General features: G+C 52.7%; 22 protein-coding genes. 15 read left to right on the forward strand and 7 right to left on the reverse strand.

Going from position 1 to position 22,567, the window contains the following annotated elements:
• Positions 1–22: 22 nt before the first annotated feature.
• The 4 genes from gpsA to F8561_RS04870 are packed head-to-tail and all read right to left on the reverse strand — an operon-like array spanning position 23 to position 2,236.
• Complete coding sequence (gene gpsA / locus F8561_RS04855; protein ID WP_014168080.1) at positions 23–1,042, reverse strand: NAD(P)H-dependent glycerol-3-phosphate dehydrogenase; 1,020 nt, start codon at positions 1,040–1,042, stop codon at positions 23–25.
• Positions 1,042–1,509, reverse strand: a complete 468-nt coding sequence (gene secB / locus F8561_RS04860; protein ID WP_151887202.1) for a protein-export chaperone SecB — start codon at positions 1,507–1,509, stop codon at positions 1,042–1,044. The genes gpsA and secB overlap by 1 nt, the downstream gene beginning before the upstream one ends.
• 32 nt (positions 1,510–1,541) lie before the next feature.
• The gene (gene grxC, locus F8561_RS04865; RefSeq protein WP_014168078.1) at positions 1,542–1,793 is read right to left on the reverse strand and encodes a glutaredoxin 3; all 252 of its coding nucleotides are present in this window, start codon (positions 1,791–1,793) and stop codon (positions 1,542–1,544) included.
• An 11-nt stretch (positions 1,794–1,804) separates the two neighbouring features.
• Positions 1,805–2,236 carry a rhodanese-like domain-containing protein gene (locus tag F8561_RS04870; protein WP_014168077.1) on the reverse strand — a complete coding sequence of 144 codons (432 nt, stop codon included), beginning with the start codon at positions 2,234–2,236 and terminating at the stop codon, positions 1,805–1,807.
• 247 nt (positions 2,237–2,483) lie between these two features.
• Between F8561_RS04870 and gpmM the strand changes: the two genes are divergently transcribed.
• From gpmM to F8561_RS04895, 5 genes are read left to right on the forward strand one after another with little or no spacing between them, the layout of a single operon-like run.
• Positions 2,484–4,028 carry a 2,3-bisphosphoglycerate-independent phosphoglycerate mutase gene (gpmM, locus tag F8561_RS04875; protein WP_151887203.1) on the forward strand — a complete coding sequence of 515 codons (1,545 nt, stop codon included), beginning with the start codon at positions 2,484–2,486 and terminating at the stop codon, positions 4,026–4,028.
• Between the two features lie 33 nt (positions 4,029–4,061).
• A complete protein-coding gene (envC, locus tag F8561_RS04880) occupies positions 4,062–5,321 on the forward strand; it encodes a murein hydrolase activator EnvC (RefSeq protein WP_025206449.1) in 1,260 nt (419 codons plus the stop codon).
• A gap of 3 nt (positions 5,322–5,324) precedes the next feature.
• Entirely contained in the window at positions 5,325–6,278 is a 954-nt protein-coding gene (locus tag F8561_RS04885) for a divergent polysaccharide deacetylase family protein (protein WP_151887204.1), read from the forward strand.
• Positions 6,279–6,287: 9 nt separating this feature from the next.
• A complete protein-coding gene (locus F8561_RS04890) occupies positions 6,288–7,493 on the forward strand; it encodes a glycosyltransferase (protein WP_086462918.1) in 1,206 nt (401 codons plus the stop codon).
• Positions 7,494–7,508: 15 nt separating this feature from the next.
• On the forward strand, positions 7,509–8,423 hold the full coding sequence (locus tag F8561_RS04895; protein ID WP_020882674.1) for a hypothetical protein: 915 nt from the start codon (positions 7,509–7,511) through the stop codon (positions 8,421–8,423).
• A gap of 31 nt (positions 8,424–8,454) precedes the next feature.
• Here F8561_RS04895 and tdh read toward each other — a convergent pair whose 3' ends face one another.
• A complete protein-coding gene (gene tdh / locus F8561_RS04900) occupies positions 8,455–9,480 on the reverse strand; it encodes an L-threonine 3-dehydrogenase (protein WP_020882675.1) in 1,026 nt (341 codons plus the stop codon).
• Between the two features lie 9 nt (positions 9,481–9,489).
• Positions 9,490–10,686: a glycine C-acetyltransferase gene (kbl, locus tag F8561_RS04905; protein WP_020882676.1), complete on the reverse strand. Its 1,197-nt coding sequence runs from the start codon at positions 10,684–10,686 to the stop codon at positions 9,490–9,492.
• A 215-nt stretch (positions 10,687–10,901) separates the two neighbouring features.
• On the opposite strand from kbl, the gene rfaD reads away from it, so the two are divergent.
• Genes rfaD through F8561_RS04935 form a run of 6 tightly spaced genes read left to right on the forward strand, consistent with a single transcriptional unit; the run spans position 10,902 to position 17,096 of the window.
• Positions 10,902–11,834 (forward strand): ADP-glyceromanno-heptose 6-epimerase, encoded by a 933-nt coding sequence (rfaD, locus tag F8561_RS04910; protein ID WP_008502707.1) that lies wholly within the window; start codon positions 10,902–10,904, stop codon positions 11,832–11,834.
• A 2-nt stretch (positions 11,835–11,836) separates the two neighbouring features.
• Positions 11,837–12,883 carry an ADP-heptose--LPS heptosyltransferase RfaF gene (gene rfaF, locus F8561_RS04915; RefSeq protein WP_151887205.1) on the forward strand — a complete coding sequence of 349 codons (1,047 nt, stop codon included), beginning with the start codon at positions 11,837–11,839 and terminating at the stop codon, positions 12,881–12,883.
• Positions 12,884–12,886: 3 nt separating this feature from the next.
• Entirely contained in the window at positions 12,887–13,870 is a 984-nt protein-coding gene (gene rfaC, locus F8561_RS04920) for a lipopolysaccharide heptosyltransferase RfaC (protein ID WP_151887206.1), read from the forward strand.
• Between the two features lie 3 nt (positions 13,871–13,873).
• Positions 13,874–14,983, forward strand: coding sequence for a glycosyltransferase family 9 protein (locus F8561_RS04925; RefSeq protein ID WP_151887207.1), 1,110 nt, complete (start codon positions 13,874–13,876; stop codon positions 14,981–14,983).
• Between the two features lie 5 nt (positions 14,984–14,988).
• Positions 14,989–15,897 (forward strand): glycosyltransferase family 2 protein, encoded by a 909-nt coding sequence (locus F8561_RS04930; RefSeq protein WP_086533100.1) that lies wholly within the window; start codon positions 14,989–14,991, stop codon positions 15,895–15,897.
• Positions 15,885–17,096 carry an O-antigen ligase family protein gene (locus tag F8561_RS04935; protein WP_086533099.1) on the forward strand — a complete coding sequence of 404 codons (1,212 nt, stop codon included), beginning with the start codon at positions 15,885–15,887 and terminating at the stop codon, positions 17,094–17,096. The genes F8561_RS04930 and F8561_RS04935 overlap by 13 nt, the downstream gene beginning before the upstream one ends.
• 27 nt (positions 17,097–17,123) lie before the next feature.
• On the opposite strand, the gene F8561_RS04940 is transcribed toward F8561_RS04935, so the two are convergent.
• Positions 17,124–18,077: a polysaccharide deacetylase family protein gene (locus tag F8561_RS04940; protein WP_059305848.1), complete on the reverse strand. Its 954-nt coding sequence runs from the start codon at positions 18,075–18,077 to the stop codon at positions 17,124–17,126.
• Between the two features lie 150 nt (positions 18,078–18,227).
• Here F8561_RS04940 and rfaQ point away from each other — a divergent pair, with 150 nt between their 5' ends.
• Genes rfaQ through F8561_RS04960 form a run of 4 tightly spaced genes read left to right on the forward strand, consistent with a single transcriptional unit; the run spans position 18,228 to position 22,526 of the window.
• Entirely contained in the window at positions 18,228–19,295 is a 1,068-nt protein-coding gene (gene rfaQ, locus F8561_RS04945; RefSeq protein WP_134179758.1) for a putative lipopolysaccharide heptosyltransferase III, read from the forward strand.
• Positions 19,295–20,422 (forward strand): glycosyltransferase family 4 protein, encoded by a 1,128-nt coding sequence (locus F8561_RS04950; RefSeq protein WP_050737642.1) that lies wholly within the window; start codon positions 19,295–19,297, stop codon positions 20,420–20,422. Before rfaQ ends, F8561_RS04950 begins: the two co-directional genes overlap by 1 nt.
• Positions 20,423–20,424: 2 nt before the next feature.
• A complete protein-coding gene (locus tag F8561_RS04955; RefSeq protein WP_032679322.1) occupies positions 20,425–21,522 on the forward strand; it encodes a glycosyltransferase in 1,098 nt (365 codons plus the stop codon).
• Between the two features lie 14 nt (positions 21,523–21,536).
• Positions 21,537–22,526 carry a glycosyltransferase gene (locus F8561_RS04960; protein ID WP_044858677.1) on the forward strand — a complete coding sequence of 330 codons (990 nt, stop codon included), beginning with the start codon at positions 21,537–21,539 and terminating at the stop codon, positions 22,524–22,526.
• Positions 22,527–22,567 lie beyond the last annotated feature (41 nt).

Genomic DNA, 22,567 nt, shown 5'->3' on the forward strand with positions numbered 1-22,567 from the left:
GTGCTAACAAGAATCCCTGCGACTAGTTACTGCTGCGCTCATCCTTGCGCGAACGACCTAATAAGGTCAATGCTGCCTCGCGCGCATTTTTTCCGCAATACAATACCTGATAAATTTCCTCGGTTATTGGCATTTCGACACCAAAACGGTGCGCCAATTCGCGAACTTCTTTGGTATTGCGATAGCCTTCAACCACCTGACCAATCTTCTCCTGCGCGCCTTTCACATCCATGCCCTCACCGAGCATCATGCCAAAGCGGCGGTTACGGGACTGGTTGTCGGTACAGGTCAGCACCAGATCGCCCAGGCCCGCCATGCCCATGAAGGTGGTCGGATCGGCACCCAGTGCTGCGCCAAGGCGGGACATCTCGGTTAAGCCGCGCGTAATCAGTGCGGTACGTGCGTTGGCACCAAAGCCAATCCCGTCGGACATTCCGGCGCCGATCGCAATCACGTTCTTCACCGCACCGCCCAGCTGTACACCGATAAAATCGGGGTTGCTGTAAACGCGGAAGCTTTTGCCGCAGTGCAGCAGATGCTGAAGATCGTCGGAGAAGGCCTGATCGGTTGATGCCAGCGAGATCGCCGTCGGCAGGCCAGCGGCCAGCTCTTTAGCAAACGTCGGCCCCGAGATAACCGCCAGCGGGATGTCATCACCCAGCGCTTCGCGGGCGACATCCTGCAACAGGCGTCCGGTTTCGGCTTCCAGCCCTTTGGTGGCCCATACAATGCGCGCATCAGGGCGCATCAGCGGCTTGATCTGACGCAGTACTTCGCCAAACACATGGCTCGGCACCACAATCAAAATGTTGCGGCTGGCCGCCAGCGCGGTCGCAAGGTCACTTTCAAGGTGCAGGGAGTCTGGGAACGGAACGTCCGGGAGGAACGCCACGTTGCAACGGTCGCGTTGCAGCGTCGCGATATGTTTTGGGTCGTGGCCCCAGAGAACCACTTCGTGACCATTTCTTGCCAGCGTGATGGCAAGAGCGGTGCCGTATGAGCCGGCACCGATCACAGTCATTGACGCATTAAGAGTGCTCATCAGGCATCCTGATATTGTTCAGTACCTTCGCCAGCTTGCTGCTGCAGATAGTTCATGAACAGCGCATCAAAGTTAACTGGCGCAAGGTTCAGTTGCGGGAATGTACCGCGAGAAACCAGGCTGGTGATGCATTCGCGAGCATACGGGAACAGAATGTTCGGGCAGTATGCACCCAGGCAGTGCGCCATCTGGTTGCCTTCGATGCCGCCGATGGAGAAGATGCCGCCCTGCTGAACTTCACACAGGAATGCAGTCTCTTCGCCCAGAGAGGCAGTAACAGTCACACGCAGTACGACTTCATACACGTCATCCGCCAGTTGGGTAGATGCGGTATCAAGATCAAGTTTAACCTCTGGCTGCCAATCTTTCTGGAAAACGTGTGGCGCATTTGGCGCTTCGAAAGAGACATCCTTGGTGTAGATACGCTGGATCTGGAAAGTCATTTCGGTGTTGTTTTGTTCTGACATGGAAAAACCCTTTTTAATTGTCCTAAAGTCTCTTAGCTCAGCAGCGGATCGAGTCCACCACGGGCATCGAGCGCATACAAGTCATCACAGCCGCCAATGTGCTGCGCATCAATAAAAATCTGCGGAACCGTCGTACGACCACTACGTTGGATCATCTCTTCGCGTTTAATCGCGTCACCGTCAATCGGCAGTTCTTTGAACGCTACGCCTTTGCTGTTCAGAAGCGCTTTTGCACGGTGGCAGAACGGGCACGTTGCTTTGGTGTAGATCTCGATATTGGCCATTACTGAACTCCTTATTTACCGCGAACCAAAGGAAGATTTTCCCCGCTCCAGCCGGAAATACCTTCTTTCAGAACCGTTACGTTTTCGAAGCCTGCTTTATGCAGCGCGCTGGCAGATTCCTGCGCCTGCATACCGGTCGCGTCAACAACGATAATCGGCTGGGCTTTATGTTTCTCAAGCTCGCCAACGTTGTTCGCTTTGATTTCAGCAGGTAACAGGTTGATAGCACCAGCAATGTGACCTTTACGGAAATCGTCACGCTGACGCAGATCGACCACGACTGCATCTTCTTTGTTAATCAGACGCGTCGCTTCACCACGGGTGATAACCTTAATCTTAGACGTCAGGCCTTTAAATGTGGTGAACAGCACAGCAGCCAGCAGGCCAATCCACGCGATGCTCAGAACCGGATGGCGGCTAACGAATTGCATAATTTCTTGCATGGAGGGTAACTACTCCGACTTAGTGATTAAAAAAAACCAGGACAGGAGTATACCTGTGCGTTGTGGCAAATACAGCCAGCGACCATAACCTAATCCATTTTCTGAGGCCTGCCACCTAAAAAATTGCCTCAAAAGCGTCCGCTAAGCACCTTGCCCCTGCGCTTTCTTTGATCTTCTGCGGCTATTTGATCGATTCAGCTGTAGTAAAATTACGCAAATTTTGACTCTTGAGCATGAGGTTGTCGCAATGTCGGTTTCTAAAAAACCTATGGTACTGGTGATTCTGGATGGCTATGGCTACCGTGAAGATCAACAGGATAACGCCATTTTCAACGCCAAAACGCCGGTGATGGACGCGCTGTGGGCAAAACGTCCCCACACCCTGATTGATGCGTCCGGGCTGGAAGTGGGTCTGCCAGATCGTCAGATGGGCAACTCCGAAGTTGGCCACGTAAACCTGGGTGCAGGTCGTATCGTGTATCAGGACCTGACGCGTCTGGACGTTGAAATCAAAGAACGTACCTTCTTCAACAACCCAGTACTTTGCGGCGCGGTGGACAGAGCCGTGGCGGCCGGTAAAGCAGTTCATATCATGGGTCTGCTCTCCGCCGGTGGCGTACACAGCCACGAAGATCACATCATGGCGATGGTTGAACTGGCGGCTGAGCGCGGCGCAGAAAAAATCTATCTGCACGCTTTCCTGGACGGTCGTGATACGCCACCACGCAGCGCAAAAGGTTCACTGGCCTCCTTCGAAAACAAATTCGCCGCGCTTGGCAAAGGACGTGTGGCCTCTATCATCGGGCGCTACTACGCAATGGACCGCGACAACCGTTGGGATCGCGTTGAACAGGCCTATGACCTGATGACGCTGGCAAAAGGTGAATTCCAGTTCGCGACCGCGGTGGAAGGTCTGGAAGCCGCTTACGCACGTGATGAAAACGATGAATTCGTGAAAGCAACCGTCATTCGTGCTGAAGGCCAGGCTGATGCCGCCATGGAAGACGGCGACGCGCTGATCTTCATGAACTTCCGTGCTGACCGCGCGCGTGAAATCACCCGTGCGTTCGTGAACAATGATTTCGACGGTTTCACCCGTAAGAAAGTGGTGAAGATCGACTTTATTCAGCTGACCGAATACGCCGCTGACATCAATGCGCCATGCGCTTATCCACCCGCATCACTGGCCAATACCTTCGGCGAGTGGATGGCGAAGAACGACAAGACACAGCTGCGTATCTCCGAAACCGAGAAATATGCCCACGTCACCTTCTTCTTTAACGGCGGTGTTGAAGAGCCGTTCAAAGGCGAAGATCGCATTCTGATTAACTCACCTAAAGTAGCGACCTACGATCTGCAGCCAGAAATGAGCTCTGCCGAGCTGACTGAAAAACTGGTTGCGGCAATCGTAAGGGGCAAATACGACACCATCATCTGTAACTACCCGAACGGCGACATGGTGGGTCATACCGGCGTGATGGAAGCCGCCGTAAAAGCGGTTGAAGCGCTGGATCACTGTGTTGAGCAGGTCGCGAAAGCGGTTGAATCCGTTGGCGGCCAGCTGCTGATCACCGCTGACCACGGTAACGCAGAACAGATGCGCGACCCGGCAACCGGCCAGGCGCACACCGCTCACACCAACCTGCCTGTTCCGCTGATTTATGTGGGTGATAAATCACTGAAAGCAGTGGAAGGCGGCAAGCTTTCCGACATCGCGCCAACCATGTTGTCGCTGATGGGCATGGAGATCCCTGAAGAGATGACTGGTAAGCCGCTGTTCATCGTGGAATAATCGCTCCCCATGAGGGGAAAGGCGATTTTTTCAATCACATGGGTCGTGAAGCCGCTTAGGTTATCAGTCAGACCTCTGCTTTGCGCCAGCGCACTCAGCGCTGGCGTATTGCTGTGCGCCGCATCCGCCCACGCGGATGACCGTGACCAGCTGAAATCCATTCAGGCCGATATCGCCGCGAAAGAGCGTGCGGTACGCCAGCAACAGCAGCAACGCTCTGCTCTGCTCGCTCAGCTTAAGCAGCAGGAAGAAGCCATCTCCGCTGCCGCACGTAAATTACGTGAAACGCAAAACACCCTCGCCCAGTTGAATAAACAGATCGACGAAATGAACGCGTCGATTGCCAAACTGGAACGCCAGCGTGATGCCCAGGAACGCAACCTTGCCGCACAGCTTGATGCTGCTTTCCGCCAGGGTGAGCACACGGGCCTTCAGTTGATCCTCAGCGGTGAAGAGAGCCAGCGCGGTCAGCGTCTGCAGGCCTACTTTGGTTATCTGAACCAGGCGCGTCAGGAGACTATCGCGCAGCTGAAACAGACGCGCGAAGAGGTCACCACGCAAAAAGCCGAGCTCGAAGAGAAGCAGAGCCAGCAACAGACGCTGCTCTACGAACAGCAGGCGCAACAAGCGAAGCTCGAGCAGGCCCGCAACGAGCGCAAGAAAACCCTTTCCGGTCTCGAGTCCTCTATTCAGCAAGGCCAAAGCCAGCTGAGCGAAATGCGCGCCAACGAATCGAAACTGCGTAACAGTATCGCCCGCGCGGAAGCGGCGGCGAAAGCGCGCGCCGAAAAAGAGGCCCGCGAAGCGCAGGCCGTACGCGACAAGCAGCAGGAAGCCTCACGCAAAGGTACGACCTACAAGCCAAGCGAAAGCGAACGCTCCCTGATGTCACGTACCGGCGGTTTAGGCTCCCCTCGTGGTCAGGCTTACTGGCCCGTGCGCGGTACAATTCTGCATCGCTATGGCGAACAGCTGCAGGGTGAACTACGTTGGAAAGGGATAGTTATCGGTGCGTCTGAAGGTAGCGAAGTAAAAGCCATCGCCGATGGCCGTGTGATTCTGGCCGACTGGCTGCAGGGTTACGGGCTTGTGGTAGTGGTGGAACACGGTAAAGGCGATATGAGCCTTTACGGCTACAACCAGAGCGCACTGGTCAGCGTTGGTACTCAGGTGCGCGCCGGCCAACCCATCGCCCTCGTGGGCAGCAGTGGCGGTCAGGGCCGCCCGTCACTCTATTTCGAAATTCGTCGCCAGGGTCAGGCGGTCAATCCACAGCCGTGGTTGGGAAGATAAGTTTTGCTTCAATTTCGTCGAATTGTTCTCTCCTTCGCCAGTGCACTGGCGCTGGCAGCACCGGTCTACGCTGGCAAACTCGCGATAGTGATTGATGACTTCGGTTATCGTCCGCACACCGAGAATCAGGTGCTGGCTATGCCGGCCGCCATCTCTGTCGCCGTCCTCCCGAATGCGCCGCACGCGCGTGAAATGGCGATCAAAGCGCATAACAGCGGCCATCAGGTTCTCATCCATCTGCCGATGGCACCGCTCAGCAAGCAGCCGCTGGAAAAAGATACTTTGCGCCCTGATATGAGCAGCGATGAGATCGATCGCATCATTCGCGATGCTTACAATAAAGTGCCGTACGCCGTCGGGCTGAACAACCACATGGGTAGCGCGATGACCTCCAGCCTGTACGGGATGCTCAAAGTGATGCAGTCGCTGGAGCGCTATAACCTCTATTTCCTCGACAGCATGACCATCGGCAACAGCCAGGCGATGCGTGCCGCGCAGGGTACAGGCGTGAAGGTAATAAAGCGCAAGGTGTTCCTCGATGACACCCAGAACGACGCGGATATCCGCGGACAGTTCAATCGCGCCGTACAGCTAGCCCGACGCAATGGCTCGGCTATTGCTATCGGCCACCCGCACCCGTCTACCGTTCGCGTTCTGCAGCAGATGCTGCCGACATTGCCCTCTGATATTACGCTGGTTCGTCCAGGCGATCTGCTGAATGAGCCACAGGTTGATACGTCGCGTCCTGGCAATGCACAGCCACCGGTAACGCAGCCGCGCAATCCATTCAGGGGTGTGACGCTGTGTAAAACGAAACGCCCGCCGGAACCCGTCTACGCGACGCGGTTCTTTGCCGTGCTTAGTGAGAGCGTGAGCCAGAGTACACTGGTGCAATATTTCCAGCACCAGTGGCAGGGCTGGAATATTACCCGGCAACAGACTGTGAGAGGCAATTAAGGTAGAACGATGCTGCAACGACACAAAATACTGCTCCTCGATACCGGCAAAGAGTGGGGCGGTGGCACCAACAGCATGCTCGAACTTCTGAAGCGGATTGACCGCGAGAAGTTTGATATCACCTGCTGTTTTTACAGTGATTACAGCCGTGCCGAAGGGCAAACGATCGGCCAGGTGCTGGACAGTATCGGCATTCCCTTAATTGTGATCCCTCAGCCACGGCAGCCCGTATGGGCGAAACTTGCGAAAGAGCTGGGCCGCAGTCTCCTTTTCTTCTCGCGCCGGGGGCGTAAGGCCTTTACGCGCCATATCGACACGCTCTGGCGTATTCGGCCCAATGTTCGCAGAATTGCAACGCTGCTCAGTGAAGGCGGATTCGATACGCTGTATATGAACAATCAGCCTGGCTCAAATGAAGAAGGGTATTTAGCCGGTGCAAAACAGCATGTGCGGTTAATTCAGCACTGCCGCATCGAACCTGTCATGACGCCGCCGCTGGTCAGGCTGGTTAATGACCATGCCACAAAAATCATCGCGGTATCCCACGGCGTTGAGCGTGTTTTACTTCAGAATGGGGTTCGCCCTGAGCTCTGCACAACCGTAAACAATGCAATCGACATCCACCAGCCCCTGCCAGACCGACGTGCAATGCGCCAGCGGCTGAACATTGATGACGATACTTTCGTTTTCGGTAGCGTGGGGTCACTGATCCCCCGCAAAGCAAACCATCATACTCTGGAGGCGCTGGCGCAGTTCAGTCAGAAGAACCCTGACGCAAAATGGAAGATGGTGTTAGTCGGTGAAGGTGGCGAACGCGACGCATTAATTGCTCAGGCCACCGCATTGGGTATTGAGAAACAGGTCATCTTCACGGGATTCCAGAATACCCCCTTTGATTACCTTGCGACATTTGACGCTTTTATTTTAGCCTCACAGAGCGAAGGATTACCTCGCGTCGTGCTGGAAGCCATGTTGCTTAATATCCCTGTCATTGGCTCGCAGGTGACCGGGACAGCGGAATTAATTGACCCAGGGTCGACGGGACTCTTGTTCCCCTGGGGCGACGTTTTACAGCTTGCCGCGCATCTTGAGAGCATCTGGAAAGATGCCGATCTGCGCGCACGCCTGGCTTTGGCTGCCCGTCAGAATGTCTGCCGAACCTATGCCATTGAACAGTATGTTAGCGGCGTCGAAGCGGTACTTGGCGCAAAATAATCACACGAGATGAACATGTTTAAATTCCTTAACGCTCGCTATCGTCATATTACCGGACGACATAACATTCCGTACCGTTCCCTGCCGGTAACGGGCAATCTTGTTGCCGTTGACTCCATCGTCATTCCTTGCACCGGCGCTGATTTTGTTGAAGAGGCGTTACTGTCGGCAACTTTTGCTGAGCGTTATGCCACCGGCGTCAGCGAGATCGTGATTGTCAGCGATCAGCCAGAATCTGCTTTCGGGGTGCTTCCCCCTAAAACTCGCGTAGTGACACTCACGCTTCCTAAACGAGAAGAGAGTTACCGCTACAAGCAGATCTATCTTAGCCGTCTGGTGAAGCTCAATGCGCCGCTACAGGCCCGGGGTGAAGGCGTTTTGATGATCGACTCCGATCTCAATCTGCTCAAAATGCCTGAGATCAACATGGCCGATATGCATATCTACTCCAGCTTCCGTCAGGGTAAGATGATCGCCAAACTCGATGGCGCTCCCGCGGAGAAAGTGCCCGCCTATTACAAAGAGACGGTGCGCCCTTATCTTGTCGATCACGTGAACGGCGCTTTCCTCGCAGCAACCCAAAAGACGTGGCGACGCATTTGCCCGCTGTGGTTGACCCTGTTCCAGGATACCTGGGAGCTAATGGAAGATAATCAGCCCCCAACCGATCAGCTTCCGCTCGCCGCACTTCTGGATATGCTGGATGTGAAAACGGTCAATCTGGGTGACTGGATGAACTGGCCGGTCTCTAAGAAAATTGGCGGACAAGAGGCTGTGGTACCGAAAGAGGTCATTGGTGCACACGGCGGTTTCCCGCTATCCGAATGGCAGAAGTATCTTGAGTCACCAGACAATAAGCTGCAGTTCAAAGGTCAGGATTACACGCGAAAGGTGCGTTACCTGACAGACGAAGAGAAGAAGAATCAGTAAAAAAAGGGGCCTGAGGCCCCTTTTTTTATGACTAATCCCAGCTCAGGATAACCTTCCCGGACTGGCCAGAGCGCATCGCGTCAAAGCCTTCCTGGAACTCATCGATGGAGAAGCGATGGGTGATAATCGGAGACAGGTCCAGACCAGACTGGATCAGTGCCGCCATCTTGTACCAGGTTTCGAACATCTCGCGGCCGTAGATACCTTTGATGAACAGCCCCTTGAAGATAACCTTGTTCCAGTCGATAGACATATCAGACGGTGGAATGCCCAGCATCGCAATACGTCCGCCGTGGTTCATGGTGTCCAGCATGGTGCGAAACGCCGGTGGTGCGCCGGACATCTCAAGACCCACGTCAAAACCTTCGGTCATGCCCAGCTCTTCCATCACGTCGCTCAGGCTCTCTTTTGAGACATCCACCGCGCGGGTCACGCCCATTTTGCGCGCCAGGGACAGGCGATACTCGTTCACATCGGTAATCACCACATTGCGGGCACCAACGTGCTTCGCCACCGCAGCAGCCATAATCCCGATGGGACCCGCGCCGGAAACCAGCACATCTTCACCGACCAGGTCGAAAGAGAGCGCCGTGTGTACCGCGTTGCCGAAGGGATCAAAAATAGAGGCCAGATCGTCAGAAATGTTGTCCGGGATTTTGAACGCGTTAAACGCCGGGATCACCAGGTATTCTGCGAAGCAGCCCGGACGGTTCACGCCCACGCCGATTGTGTTACGGCACAGGTGCGTGCGTCCACCGCGGCAGTTACGGCAGTGACCACAGGTAATATGACCTTCACCCGAGACGCGGTCGCCAATGTTGAAGCCTTTTACTTCCTGACCCATGCCCACCACTTCGCCGACATATTCGTGGCCCACGACCATCGGTACCGGAATGGTTTTCTGCGACCACTGGTCCCAGTTGTAGATATGAACGTCAGTGCCGCAAATGGCGGTTTTACGAATTTTGATCAGCAGATCGTTATGACCGACTTCCGGCTCCGGCACGTCGGTCATCCAAATCCCTTCTTCCGCTTTCAGTTTGGATAACGCTTTCATCACACGTCCTCAGGCAATTACGCCCAGCTGTTTGCCGATGCGGGTAAAGGCTTCCACCGCACGTTCAATTTGTTCAGGCGAATGCGCCGCAGACATCTGGGTGCGGATACGCGCCTGGCCTTTTGGTACCACCGGGAAGAAGAACCCGGTAACGTAAATTCCTTCTTTCTGCAGCTCACGGGCAAAATTCTGCGCCACAACCGCATCGCCCAGCATCACCGGGATAATGGCGTGATCGGCACCGGCGAGCGTAAACCCTGCGGCACCCATTTTTTCACGGAACAGGCGGGCGTTTGACCACAGACGGTCGCGCAGCTCAGCGCCAGACTCCACCATTTCCAGGACTTTAATGGATGCGGCAACGATCGCCGGTGCCAGCGAGTTGGAGAACAGGTATGGACGGGAACGCTGGCGCAGCCACTCAACCACCTCTTTACGCGCAGCAGTATAACCCCCTGACGCGCCGCCGAGCGCTTTACCCAGCGTACCGGTGATAATGTCCACGCGACCCATTACGTCACAGTATTCGTGAGATCCACGGCCGTTCTCACCAACAAAACCGACGGCGTGTGAATCATCAACCATCACCAGCGCATCGTATTTGTCTGCCAGGTCGCACACGCCCTTCAGGTTGGCAATCACGCCATCCATAGAGAACACGCCGTCGGTGGCGATCAGCACATGGCGGGCACCTGCTTCACGCGCTTCTTTCAGGCGCGCTTCCAGTTCCACCATGTCGTTGTTGGCGTAGCGGAAGCGCTTCGCTTTACACAGGCGCACACCGTCAATGATAGAAGCGTGGTTCAGGGCGTCGGAGATAATGGCATCTTCTGCGCCGAGCAGCGTCTCAAACAGACCACCGTTGGCGTCGAAGCACGAGGAGTACAGGATCGCATCTTCCATCCCCAGGAAGTCCGCCAGCTTTTTCTCAAGCTGCTTATGGCTGTCCTGCGTACCGCAGATAAAGCGTACGGAGGCCATACCGAAACCGTGGGTGTCCATGCCTTGTTTTGCCGCGGCAATCAGCTCAGGGTGATTCGCAAGACCTAAGTAGTTGTTCGCACAAAAGTTGATCACATGGCTGCCATCGGCAACGGTGATGTCCGCCTGCTGAGCAGACGTGATAATACGCTCTTCTTTGAACAACCCTTCCGCACGTGCGGTGTCGAGGTCGCTGTTTAACTGTTTGTAAAAATCACCACGCATTGCAATTCTCCAGACTCGGCAAATTTTGGCACATATTACCCAACCCTGGCCGCCATGACGAGATGACACATTATCTCTTCTCGTTTTTGCAGCATAAATCACGTGTACCCTTGCGCTATGTCGGTGAATGGCTGAAGGGCAGCCATACTAATGATATGATAAGAACATTAGCGTCCGGGATTGTCCCCGGACTCCACACTTCAAAGGTTACAGTTATGATCATCGTTACCGGCGGCGCGGGCTTTATCGGCAGCAACATTGTTAAGGCCCTCAATGACAAAGGCATCACCGACATTCTGGTGGTGGACAACCTGAAAGACGGCACCAAGTTTGTAAACCTGGTGGATCTGAACATCGCTGACTATATGGATAAAGAAGACTTCCTTATCCAGATTATGGCAGGTGAAGAGTTCGGCGAGATCGAAGCCATCTTCCACGAAGGTGCATGCTCTTCCACCACCGAGTGGGACGGCAAGTACATGATGGACAATAACTATCAGTACTCCAAAGAGATCCTGCATTACTGCCTGGAGCGTGAAATTCCGTTCCTGTACGCCTCTTCTGCAGCAACCTACGGTGGCCGTACGTCAGACTTCATCGAATCCCGCGAATATGAGCAGCCGCTGAACGTCTATGGCTACTCCAAATTCCTGTTCGATGAATACGTGCGTCAGGTTCTGCCTGAAGCCAATTCCCAGATTGTGGGTTTCCGTTACTTCAACGTGTACGGACCGCGCGAAGGCCACAAAGGGAGCATGGCGAGCGTCGCGTTCCACCTGAACACGCAGCTGAACAATGGCGAAAGCCCGAAACTGTTTGAAGGCAGTGACGGCTTCAAGCGTGACTTCGTCTACGTAGGCGACGTGGCGGCAGTGAACCTGTGGTTCTGGGAAAACGGCGTCTCCGGTATCTTTAACCTGGGGACAGGCCGTGCGGAATCCTTCCAGGCCGTGGCGGACGCCACCCTGGCGTACCACAAAAAAGGCAGCATTGAATACATTCCGTTCCCGGACAAACTGAAAGGTCGTTACCAGGCCTTCACGCAGGCGGATTTGACCAACCTGCGTGCAGCGGGTTACGACAAACCGTTCAAGACCGTTGCCGAAGGCGTAACGGAATATATGGCCTGGCTGAACCGCGACGCGTAAGTATGAAAATTCTGGTGATCGGCCCGTCATGGGTGGGCGACATGATGATGTCGCAAAGTCTCTATCGCACGCTCAAGGCGCGTTATCCCCAGGCGATAATTGACGTGATGGCACCTGCCTGGTGCCGTCCGTTGTTATCGCGTATGCCGGAAGTTAACGAGGCGATCCCAATGCCGCTCGGCCACGGCGCGCTGGAAATTGGTGAACGTCGCAAGCTCGGCCATAGCCTGCGCGAAAAGCGCTATGACCGCGCCTATGTCCTGCCTAACTCCTTTAAATCCGCCCTGGTACCCTTCTTTGCGGGCGTCCCCCATCGCACCGGCTGGCGTGGAGAAATGCGCTACGGTCTGCTGAACGACGCGCGCGTGCTCGATAAAGACGCCTGGCCACTCATGGTCGAGCGCTACGTCGCGCTGGCCTATGACAAAGGCGTGATGCGCAGCGCAAAAGATCTGCCGCAACCGCTGCTCTGGCCCCAGCTCCAGGTCAACGATGGTGAGAAATCCCACACCTGCAACGCGTTTGGAATTTCATCAGAACGCCCTATGATCGGTTTCTGCCCGGGAGCAGAGTTCGGCCCGGCAAAACGCTGGCCGCATTATCATTACGCTGAGCTGGCAAAACAGCTGATCGATGAAGGTAATCAGGTCGTGTTGTTTGGCTCGGCGAAAGACCACGAGGCGGGTAACGAAATTCTGGCTTCGCTGAATATAGAACAGCAGGCATGGTGCCGTAATCTGGCAGGGGAAACCCAGCTGGAACAGGCGGTAGTTTTACTTGCCGCCTGTAAAGCCGTCGTCACCAACGACTCAGGCCTGATGCACGTCGCCGCTGCGCTCAACCGGCCGCTGGTTGCTCTGTATGGCCCCAGCAGCCCTGACTTTACGCCACCGCTTTCTCATAAAGCGCGCGTCATACGTCTGATCAGCGGTTATCACAAGGTGCGAAAAGGCGATGCGGCTGAAGGCTATCACCAGAGCCTGATCGACATCACGCCCGAGCGTGTCCTTGAAGAGCTCAACGAGCTGCTGTTGAGTGAAGAAGGATAACGGATGCGGGTATTGATCGTTAAAACCTCTTCCATGGGCGATGTCCTGCATACTCTGCCGTCGCTCACCGACGCCATGCAGGCCATTCCCGGCATTCGTTTTGACTGGGTGGTGGAGGAGGGCTTCGCACAGATCCCCACCTGGCATGAAGCAGTAGACCGCGTGATCCCGGTTGCTATCCGCCGCTGGCGTAAAGCGTGGTTCTCAGCACCGATTAAGGCTGAACGTCAAGCCTTCCGTGATGCGGTGCAAGCGCAGCGTTACGATGCCATCATTGACGCACAGGGTCTGGTCAAAAGCGCCGCGCTGGTCACGCGTCTGGCGCACGGCGTAAAGCACGGTATGGACTGGCAAACCGCCCGCGAGCCGCTGGCGAGTCTGTTCTATAATCGCCGCCACCATATCGCGAAACAGCAGCACGCAGTGGAGCGCACCCGCGAGCTGTTTGCGAAAAGCCTCGGCTATGCAAAACCGGACACGCAGGGTGATTACGCTATTGCGCAGCATTTTTTGCGCGATGCGAAGACGCACACACCGCCCTATCTGGTCTTTCTGCATGCCACAACGCGCGATGATAAGCACTGGCCGGAATCACACTGGCGAAGACTCATTGAGCTAATGCAACCGACCGGCATCTATATTAAACTCCCGTGGGGCGCAGAACACGAAAGGCAACGCGCAGAGCGTTTGGCCGCGGGTTTTTCAAATGTGGAAGTGTTACCTAAACTCACGCTGGCTCAGGTTGCCGCGCAACTGGCAGGCGCCAGCGCCGTCGTATCCGTGGATACCGGATTAAGCCATTTAACCGCAGCGCTGGACCGCCCCAATATCACCCTTTTCGGTCCGACCGACCCGGGGCTGATCGGGGGGTACGGTAAAAACCAGCATCAAATGGTCAGTCCGACGCAGCAGATGAGAGACATTACCGCAGATGCGATTTTTTCGTTTTTACAGGGCAGCCATCGGCTTTCTAACAGGGATATTTAACCCATGAGTTATGTATTTCTGCTGATTTTACTTTTTCCGGTGAAACTCATCCGGAAGCTGTTTCGCAAAGACACGGGCAGAAACCTTGTCATTCAGACAGCCAAAATCGGTGACTTTATCAATGCAACGCCTCTACTGGCGTATCTGCAAAAAAGCGATGTGCTGATCAGCCGCAGCGTTAACGCATTGGCTCAGCATGACGACAGTATCGAAGAGATCTTTTTTGTGGAGCAGCAAAAGCGCAACCTGTGGCGTAAGCTCTGCTTCGCCTGCCGGATCATGAATCGCTACGACAATGTCTATCTGCTGCAGCCCAACAGTGTGAATCTCTTTTTCGCCTCAGCCTGTAATGCAAAAAACAAACAATTTTTAAGCACTTATACGCGCAGGTGGTATCACGGAATTTTTTATGCCACGGCTGATGGTACCGTTGAGCATGGCAAAAAGACGCTGTCCGTCACTAACTATCTCAAGCTCGCCGATCGCGCGCTCACCTGGCAGGACGCACCCAAGCACGCCACAAAGCCCCTGTTCAAGCCTGCGGTTTACCCGCAAATTCTCGATAAACCCGGGGTTATCCGAATTGGTATCAGCATTTCTGCCGGTAACAAAGCAAAGACGGTTCCCCCGGCAATCTGGAAACGTATTGTCGATCATCTTGCCGACCTGCCCTGCGAGTTTTATGTTTTTGGCGCACCGAACGAACAGCCGTGGATGGATGACATCACCCGCACTTACGGTGAAATTCCCAATTTTATCAACCTCATTGGCAAAATATCGCTCGAAGAACTGCCGTGGGCGATATCCAAAATGGATTGTTATATTGCGTCAGATTCAGGGAATATCTACATTGCCGATGCGGTGGGCGTCCCGGTGGTGTTGCTGTTTGGCCCTTGCTGCCATTATGAACAACGTCCGCTTGGCAAAGTATTGCTGATTGGGAATGATGCGCATATTTGCTCGTATGTGTTTGAAACACGATATTATTTCTCTCAAGAGCGGGAAGAACTTTTCGCTGTGACAGACAAATCACTACGTGAGCTTAAAGATTTTATTCGCGAATTACCAAAAGCTAACACAATCACATCTCTCACTGATGCCCAGGGAAACTAATTTTTATGGCTTTTCTAAGCATCATTATTGCCGCGCATAATGCCGAAGATACCCTTCATGCCACTTTAGAAAGCCTGCAGAATGCGATTGGGAGTGCAGGCGATGCTGTTGAGATCATCATCTTTAATGACAGCTCAGATGATGGCACACAGGATATTATTGAAGCGTGGTTACCAAAATTACCTCATGCAACAACGCGATGTGTGGATTACCGTAACGTGGGTCGGGTCCGAAACAGTGCTGTTACGCTGGCATCAGGGGACTATATTACGATGCTGGACAGCGATGACCGGCTAAAACCGGGCAGCATTCAGGATGCCGTGGATTTTCTGCAAGCACAGCGTCCAGATATGCTACTGACGCGCTTACGTGAAATTCGTGATATTCAAAAGATCACCTCAACCTGGCAGGGTTTCGACCCTGTGGCAATCTCACAACAAGACGCGACCTCCCGTTTTTTGCGACATAAAGACTTTCAGGCACATCTGATCGGCCAATTTATTCACAAAGACCTATATAAAGCTAACCCTATACCTTCGATGGTCTGTTACGAAGATTTCGCTGTGTTCCCCGGAATGATTATGCAAGCGCATAAAATATTTTATCAGCGTCAGGGGCATTATTATTACATCAAACGTCATGGAAGCTTATCCAGCGAACTTGATGCCAGCAAAGTCTCTTCACTTGTTGATTGCACGCTTCGCATGGAAGAAACCTTCCCGCGCAGTTTTAAACATCTCATCAATTGTCACTGGTTTGATATATACAGTAACCATAAAAAGTATCTCTCGACGCCACACTTAAATCTGGTAAAAGATCGGGTGAGCCAGCTTTATTCGATTTCGTTCTTTATGGACACACATATTCGGTTTAGTTATAAGAAAAGGGTTATTGAGGCATTATGGAAAAAATAAAACTTCGACTTTATCAACTGACACTTTTTCTGAGCTTCATCTCTTTGATGCTTGCATTAGTCAATTCAGGGAAGCAACGTGAGTTTTTCTATATTGCAATTTATATCGCTATTCTCGGTTTAGCGTTTGAATATAAAAAAATTACGCTAAAACCATTCTCAATAGCACTACCCATACTTCTTATTGGATTACTGAATTTTGTCTGGTATATGGTCTACGAGTACCATAGCGAAGGCTTAAACATGTACAGCGATTATCTCGGTGCAAGTAAAAAATTACTTTTGGCGAGTATTCTCGTTTTCTATATTGACCGTTTTAAAGATTATATCGACAGAGAAAACTTTAAGAAATATTTTCTTTTAGCGACTGCGACAGGATTTGCTCTCGCAACCGGTTATGGATTGTGGCAGGCATCGCAAGGTATGGCTCGTGTTGAAATGGCAATCAATCGAGCCACGGTCTCTGCCTATGTTTACTCCGTGCTGTCACTTGCCTTTGTGTACAGCCTTTACCTTCAGAAAAATGTAAAGCTCTATGTTCTGGCCGGTTTTACCATTTTGGTATCGTTCTTTGTTATTCTTTTAACCGGAACGCGTGCTGCAATGGGGCTCTATTTACTTCTTGCTATCGTCATGACGCTTTATCATTTCAGAAGAATTCATCTGAAATCGACTCTGATCTTTTTATGTATTGTGGCGGGTATTGTAGTCGTAAGCTACAAGCCTCTGATTTCACCTAAGATTATGCAAACGCAAATCGAAGTCGATAAATATCAGAAAGGTTACGATCGCACTTCTCTCGGCGCACGTTTTTCCATGTGGACTATCGGTATTCAAAATGGTCTGGCGCATCCGTTAGGTCAGTCAGTCGAAGAGAGAGAAACATGGACAAAAAAATATATTCAAAATGGGCATCCGCATCTCGCAACGGCTCTCGTTTACATCAAAGTGCATCTACACAATGAATTCATTGAAAAGTATTCATTACAAGGAATACCTGGCCTGGCAATACTGCTCTTTTTCTTCGTGTCGATGATGGGCTACGCCATCAGAAACAAAAATGGTCTGCTATTGACTGCCATGCTTCTATTATTGCTCTATGGCCTGACAGACGTCATATTGTTGAGTTCAGAGGCATTGATATTCTTTATGATCCTGTTTGCTCTGAGTACACCTTTCTCTCAGACAAAACAACGATGATAAATAATGCCCGCCTGGCGGGCATTATTATTTCTGGTGTTGATAAAACTCCGCCAGCGTCATCCCCACCGTCTTGTCCGACAGCCATGTAAACAACTGTTCCAAATCCTGGTACAACCCTTCAATGGCCGCATCATCTTTGAACGTAGGACTTCCGCCGGGCATAAATTCTGAAGAATGGAGCATAAACTCCACATAATCATTGCCCTGCGACAAGCACTGTTGTGCGACCTTAATCATCTCAGACGCATTTCCACCGGACGGACGCAGCCAGTTAACTGACGGGGAACGATATTTCCCACGCAGCCGATCGTAGCCCTGTTTAACGGTGTTCAGCCAGGCCGGGTGTTTATACTGAATACTCATCGGCACTTCGAGCAGAGGGCTCTTTCCCGGGCGGGAAATATCCTCTGTATCGATAAAGTAGGCATGGTCAGGGAAATGCTGGTAATTCGTTCCTCCGTGACCCTGCGGTGCCCCTTTGGCATTTCGCCAGTTCACCCGTGGGGTGACGGAACAGTCAACCTGATAACCCAGCTCTATCAGCAAGTTTGCGTAGCGACGATCAAACGCCCAACGCCCGGCACGGTGGCTCAGCATTTTGGTCTGGAAGGTCTCTTCCAGTAAGTGCGTCATAAAAAGCACTTTCTCGCGCATAATTTCATCTGAAAACTCAATCAGATAAGGTTGCCAGCGCCAGTCATCACCGGTGAGGTCATGTTCAGGTGGGCTGTTCCACGCATGAAGATGCATGCCAACCTCGCCCTGGCCGCGGGCAATCACATCTTTTGCGAACTCAATGAAAACCGGTTCGATCGCCATCTCATAGTTGGTCAGCCAGACCGGCTTAAAACCAAAACGCTCGCATAGCGCCTGAAATCGTGCCAGGTAACGTGCGTTTTCCGTTTTGATAACACGGTGGTTTTGCCAGAGATTATCGCCTTCTGTATCAATGGTGATGATAAACGCTGGTTTTTTCATAATGAGTCCGTAAGACGTAAGAGTGAGGGCTATGTTACGCACTCTGCGAAGCAGGAGTAAACCCTTCCAGGGAAATTCCTGACATTATGGAGAAAGAGTGCAAGTCGCCATCAGGTCTATTAGAATTGCTGACAGTATACCGCTGATAAGATGATGATGATTAACCTACTCGACACGCCTGATTTACGTATTTTACTTATCAAACTTCGACATCATGGCGACATGTTACTCACAACTCCGGTCATTAATTCGTTACGTCAAAAATGGCCCACGGCGCAAATCGATGTTCTTCTTTATGAAGAGACACGCGATATGCTCGCCGCGCATCCGGCGATCGGCACCATCTACGGTATAGATCGTAAATGGAAGCAGCTCGGCACCCTGAAACATCTGCAAAAAGAGTGGCAGTTACTCTGTGCCTTAAGAGCGCAGCGTTATCATCTGGTGATTAACCTCGCCGATCAGTGGCGCAGCGCCATTGTCACCCGTTTCACCGGCGCGCCAGTACGCCTTGGGTTCGCGTTTAACAAGCGAAAAAACGCGTTCTGGCGTTTTTGTCATACCGATTTGGTTTCCGTCGCCAATCACCCGTCTCTCCATACCGTTGAGCAAAATCTTTCTATTCTTTCACCGTTGCCCGTCCCGGCTCAGCCAGCCGTCACTATGGCCTATCGCGCAGAGGACTGGGATCGCGCGCGCCAGCTACTGACACAACAGGGTGTGGCTGATAACTACGTGGTGATCCAGCCAACGTCACGCTGGTTCTTTAAGTGCTGGGACGAAGGCAAGATGGCGCAAACCATCACGGCACTCCAGCAGGATGGCCACACTGTGGTTCTCACCGCAGGCCCGGATAAAAAAGAGCTGGCAATGATAGACCGCATTCTCGCCGCGGCGCCAAAAACGGGCGTAGTCTCACTGGCTGGCCAACTCACGTTGCGCCAGCTGGCATCACTTATCGATCATGCGCGCCTCTTTATTGGCGTCGATTCCGTTCCGATGCACATGGCCGCCGCGCTTCAGACGCCGTGCATTGCTCTCTTCGGCCCGTCAAAACGGGTGTTCTGGTCGCCATGGCAGGTCAACGGTGAAGTCATCTGGGCTGGCGATTTTGGCCCACTTCCCGATCCGGACGCCATTGATACCAAAACAACTGAACGCTATCTCGACGCCATTCCCGTTGATGTCGTGATCTCCGCCGCCAGGAGATACCTGTAATGAAACACCATCGTCTGGCGATTGTTCGCCAAAAATACCGTCCTGATGGCGGGGCGGAACGCTTCGTTTCCCGGGCACTTACCGCACTGAGCAACCAAAACCTGGAACTCAACGTCATCACGCGTGAGTGGCAGGGGGAGAAGCAGGACGACTGGCATATCCATATTTGCGACCCACGTAAATGGGGCCGAATCAGTCGCGAACGCGGGTTTGCACATGCTGCGCGTGCACTGTGGGAACAGCAGCAGTTTGACATTGTGCAGAGCCACGAGCGTATTCCTGGCTGCGATATTTACCGCGCAGGGGATGGCGTGCACCGGCGTTGGCTGCTGCAGCGTGCGCGCATTCTGCCTGCCTGGCGTGCACAACTTCTGATGCACGATCGCTACCATCGCTACGTCATGCACGCCGAACGTGAAATGTATCAGGCTCCTGAATTGAAAGCCGTTATCTGCAATGCGGAGATGATCAAACGCGAAATCATCGAAGACTTTGATATTGACGCAAAAAAGATACATGTGATTTATAATTCAATTGATTCCAGCCGCTTCGTTCCGGCAACCGAAGGACAGCGCGCTGCACTGCGCCGGCAGCTCGGATTGCCTGTCGATGCCGTGGTGTTGTGTTTCGTCGGGTCAGGTTTTGAACGTAAGGGACTGGCCAGCGCTATCCGCGCTATTGCGGGCACACCCGCGTGGCTGATTGTGGTTGGACAGGATAAAGCAGAAAGTCGTTACCGTGACCTCGCCCGTTCATTGGGCTGTGAGGGGCAAATTCGCTTCCTGGGGATGCAAAAAGAGACACTACCATTTTACCAGGTATCCGATGGATTACTGCTGCCAACGCTGTATGATCCTTTTCCAAACGTCATTCTTGAAGCGATGGCCTGCGGTTTGCCCGTCATTACTTCAGTGAGTTGCGGTGGTGCAGAGTTTATTGAGCAAGGTCAGAATGGCTTTTACTGTGATGCACTTGATATCAGCAGATTGAAGGAGGCAGTCATGACCCTTCCATCTTTGGATAAGAATAACGATATGGGGCGGGCAGCGCGTGAGCGCGTAAAAGAAGCGACCCCAGAAAAATTATCAAGTCAGCTTATTTCGCTTTATCAAAAATTACTGGATTAAAAATGCGCATCCTAATGATTATTGATGGTTTGCCCGGTGGAGGAGCCGAAAAAACGGTTCTCACCCTCTCCAGCGGATTGATAGAAATGGGGCATCAGGTCTCCCTTTTCTCCCTGCGAAAGGTGTGCGACTACGCCATCCCGGCAGGCATTGATTATCAGGTCATTCAGGATACGTGTAAAAAGCCCTGGAGAAAGCTCACCGAGATCCCGCGCCGGGCGCAGCTGCTGGACAATGCCATTGAACAGGCTGAGCGCAGCGGGAAGTTCGACGTCATATTCTCGCACCTGCATAAAACCGATCGTATTGTGGCGCACAGTCGTGCGCTGGATCGCGATAAGGTCTGGTTCTGCGTGCATGGCATGTTCTCATTCTCCTACCTGCGTCATCGCCACGGCCTTTCACGCTGGTTTAAGCATTACAAAATTCGTCATACCTACGAAAACCGAAACGTTGTCGCCGTCTCCGCCGCCGTGCTGAAAGATCTCTCAGAGACGCTGTCCATCGACCTTCGTCGCAAAGCGGTTATCCATAATCCCTTTGATATTCCTGAAATCCAGCGTCTGGCGGATGCGCCTTTTGAGATGCAGGGGCAGGATTACATTATTCACGTGGGTCGTTTTCATGAACATAAACGCCACGACCGCCTTCTGCGTGCCTATGCGCAGAGCAAAATAGACGCATCGCTGGTGATGATGGGCAACGGTTCTGACACCAAAATTCAACAGCTTAAACAGTTAGCGAAAGAACTCGGGATCGAAGACAAGGTTATTTTCCGCCCCTTCGAGTCCAACCCTTATCCGTGGATTAAAGGCGCACGGCTTTTAGTGTTAAGTTCTGACTGTGAAGGTTTTGGTAACGTACTGGTAGAATCCATCATCTGCCAGACGCCGCCTGTCAGTACGAACTGTCCTGGCGGGCCTGCTGAAATCCTCACGGGTACGCTGGCGCGCGGGCTGTCGGAGATGAATGATGAATCACTGGCGAAAACACTGGCCGATCTCTATACCTCCCCGCCTGTCGTTGATAGCGCAACGATCGCGTCGTTCGGGATAAATGCCATTTGCCAGCAATATGTTGCGTTGGTAGACAATCAATAATAATCAGGTTTCTTATGCAAAATTCAGCGCCATTATTAAGCGTAGTGGTTGCCGTTTATAACGGCGAAGCTTTCCTGGATCAGTTCTTTACCTGCCTTGCGAATCAACAGATCGACAGTATGGAAGTCATCATCGTCAATGATGGCTCCACGGACAGTTCGATGCAGATAGTCGAAACCTGGCGTGAAAAACTGCCACAAATGCAGGTTATCGAACAGGAAAATCAGGGTGTATCCATTGCGCGCAATACCGGTCTGGCCGTCGCTACCGGCCAATATCTCTCTTTCCCGGATATTGATGATGTCTTTAAGCCCGGCATGTATCAGCGCTTGCTTGATATGGCCGTCACACAGAATCTGGATGTCGCCACCTGCAACGGAAACTACGTCTGGGAAAACAATAAGAAGCCTTCACGGCCGATTTTCCCGGAAGACAAGCTGGCCTCGACAGACGTCATGACCGGTGCGGCCTGGTTAAAAAAAGCGCTCGACTCACGCAAGTTTCTGCATGTGACCTGGCTGAATATCTATCGCCACGACTTTATTCGTCAGAACGGTTTTCGTTTTGAGCCCGGCCTGCGTCATCAGGATATCCCGTGGACTACCGAAGTCTTGCTCGCAGCTGACCGCGTGCAGTACACCAGTGAACGTTTTTACGACTATTACATTCACTCCGCATCGGTTTCCCATATGCCGGACAATGATGACACGCTGATTCGCTCGGCGCGCCATTACATGAAAATTCTGCAGATGCTGGATGCCATCAACCAGCGTTACCCGGAAAAAGTGAAAGATATCCCCGCCTGCCACTGGCAAATCGCCAAAGAGGGGCTTGGGATCATTCATACCTTCGACAATATGAAGGATGTGCAGAAGAAGTCGATGATAATAAAAGAGTTCTTCGACACGGGTATCTGGAGGCTTATCTGGAAAAGTGCCAAAAGCCCCCGTTTGCGCTGGCGCCTGGGCCGACGCTACTTCCGTTTAAAACGGTATCTGGCATAAGAGATAGCTTTACCCGGCTTAAATGCTTAGAATTTCCCCGC

It is taken from the genome of Enterobacter sp. 198 (genome assembly GCF_009025585.1).
GTDB lineage: Bacteria > Pseudomonadota > Gammaproteobacteria > Enterobacterales > Enterobacteriaceae > Enterobacter > Enterobacter ludwigii.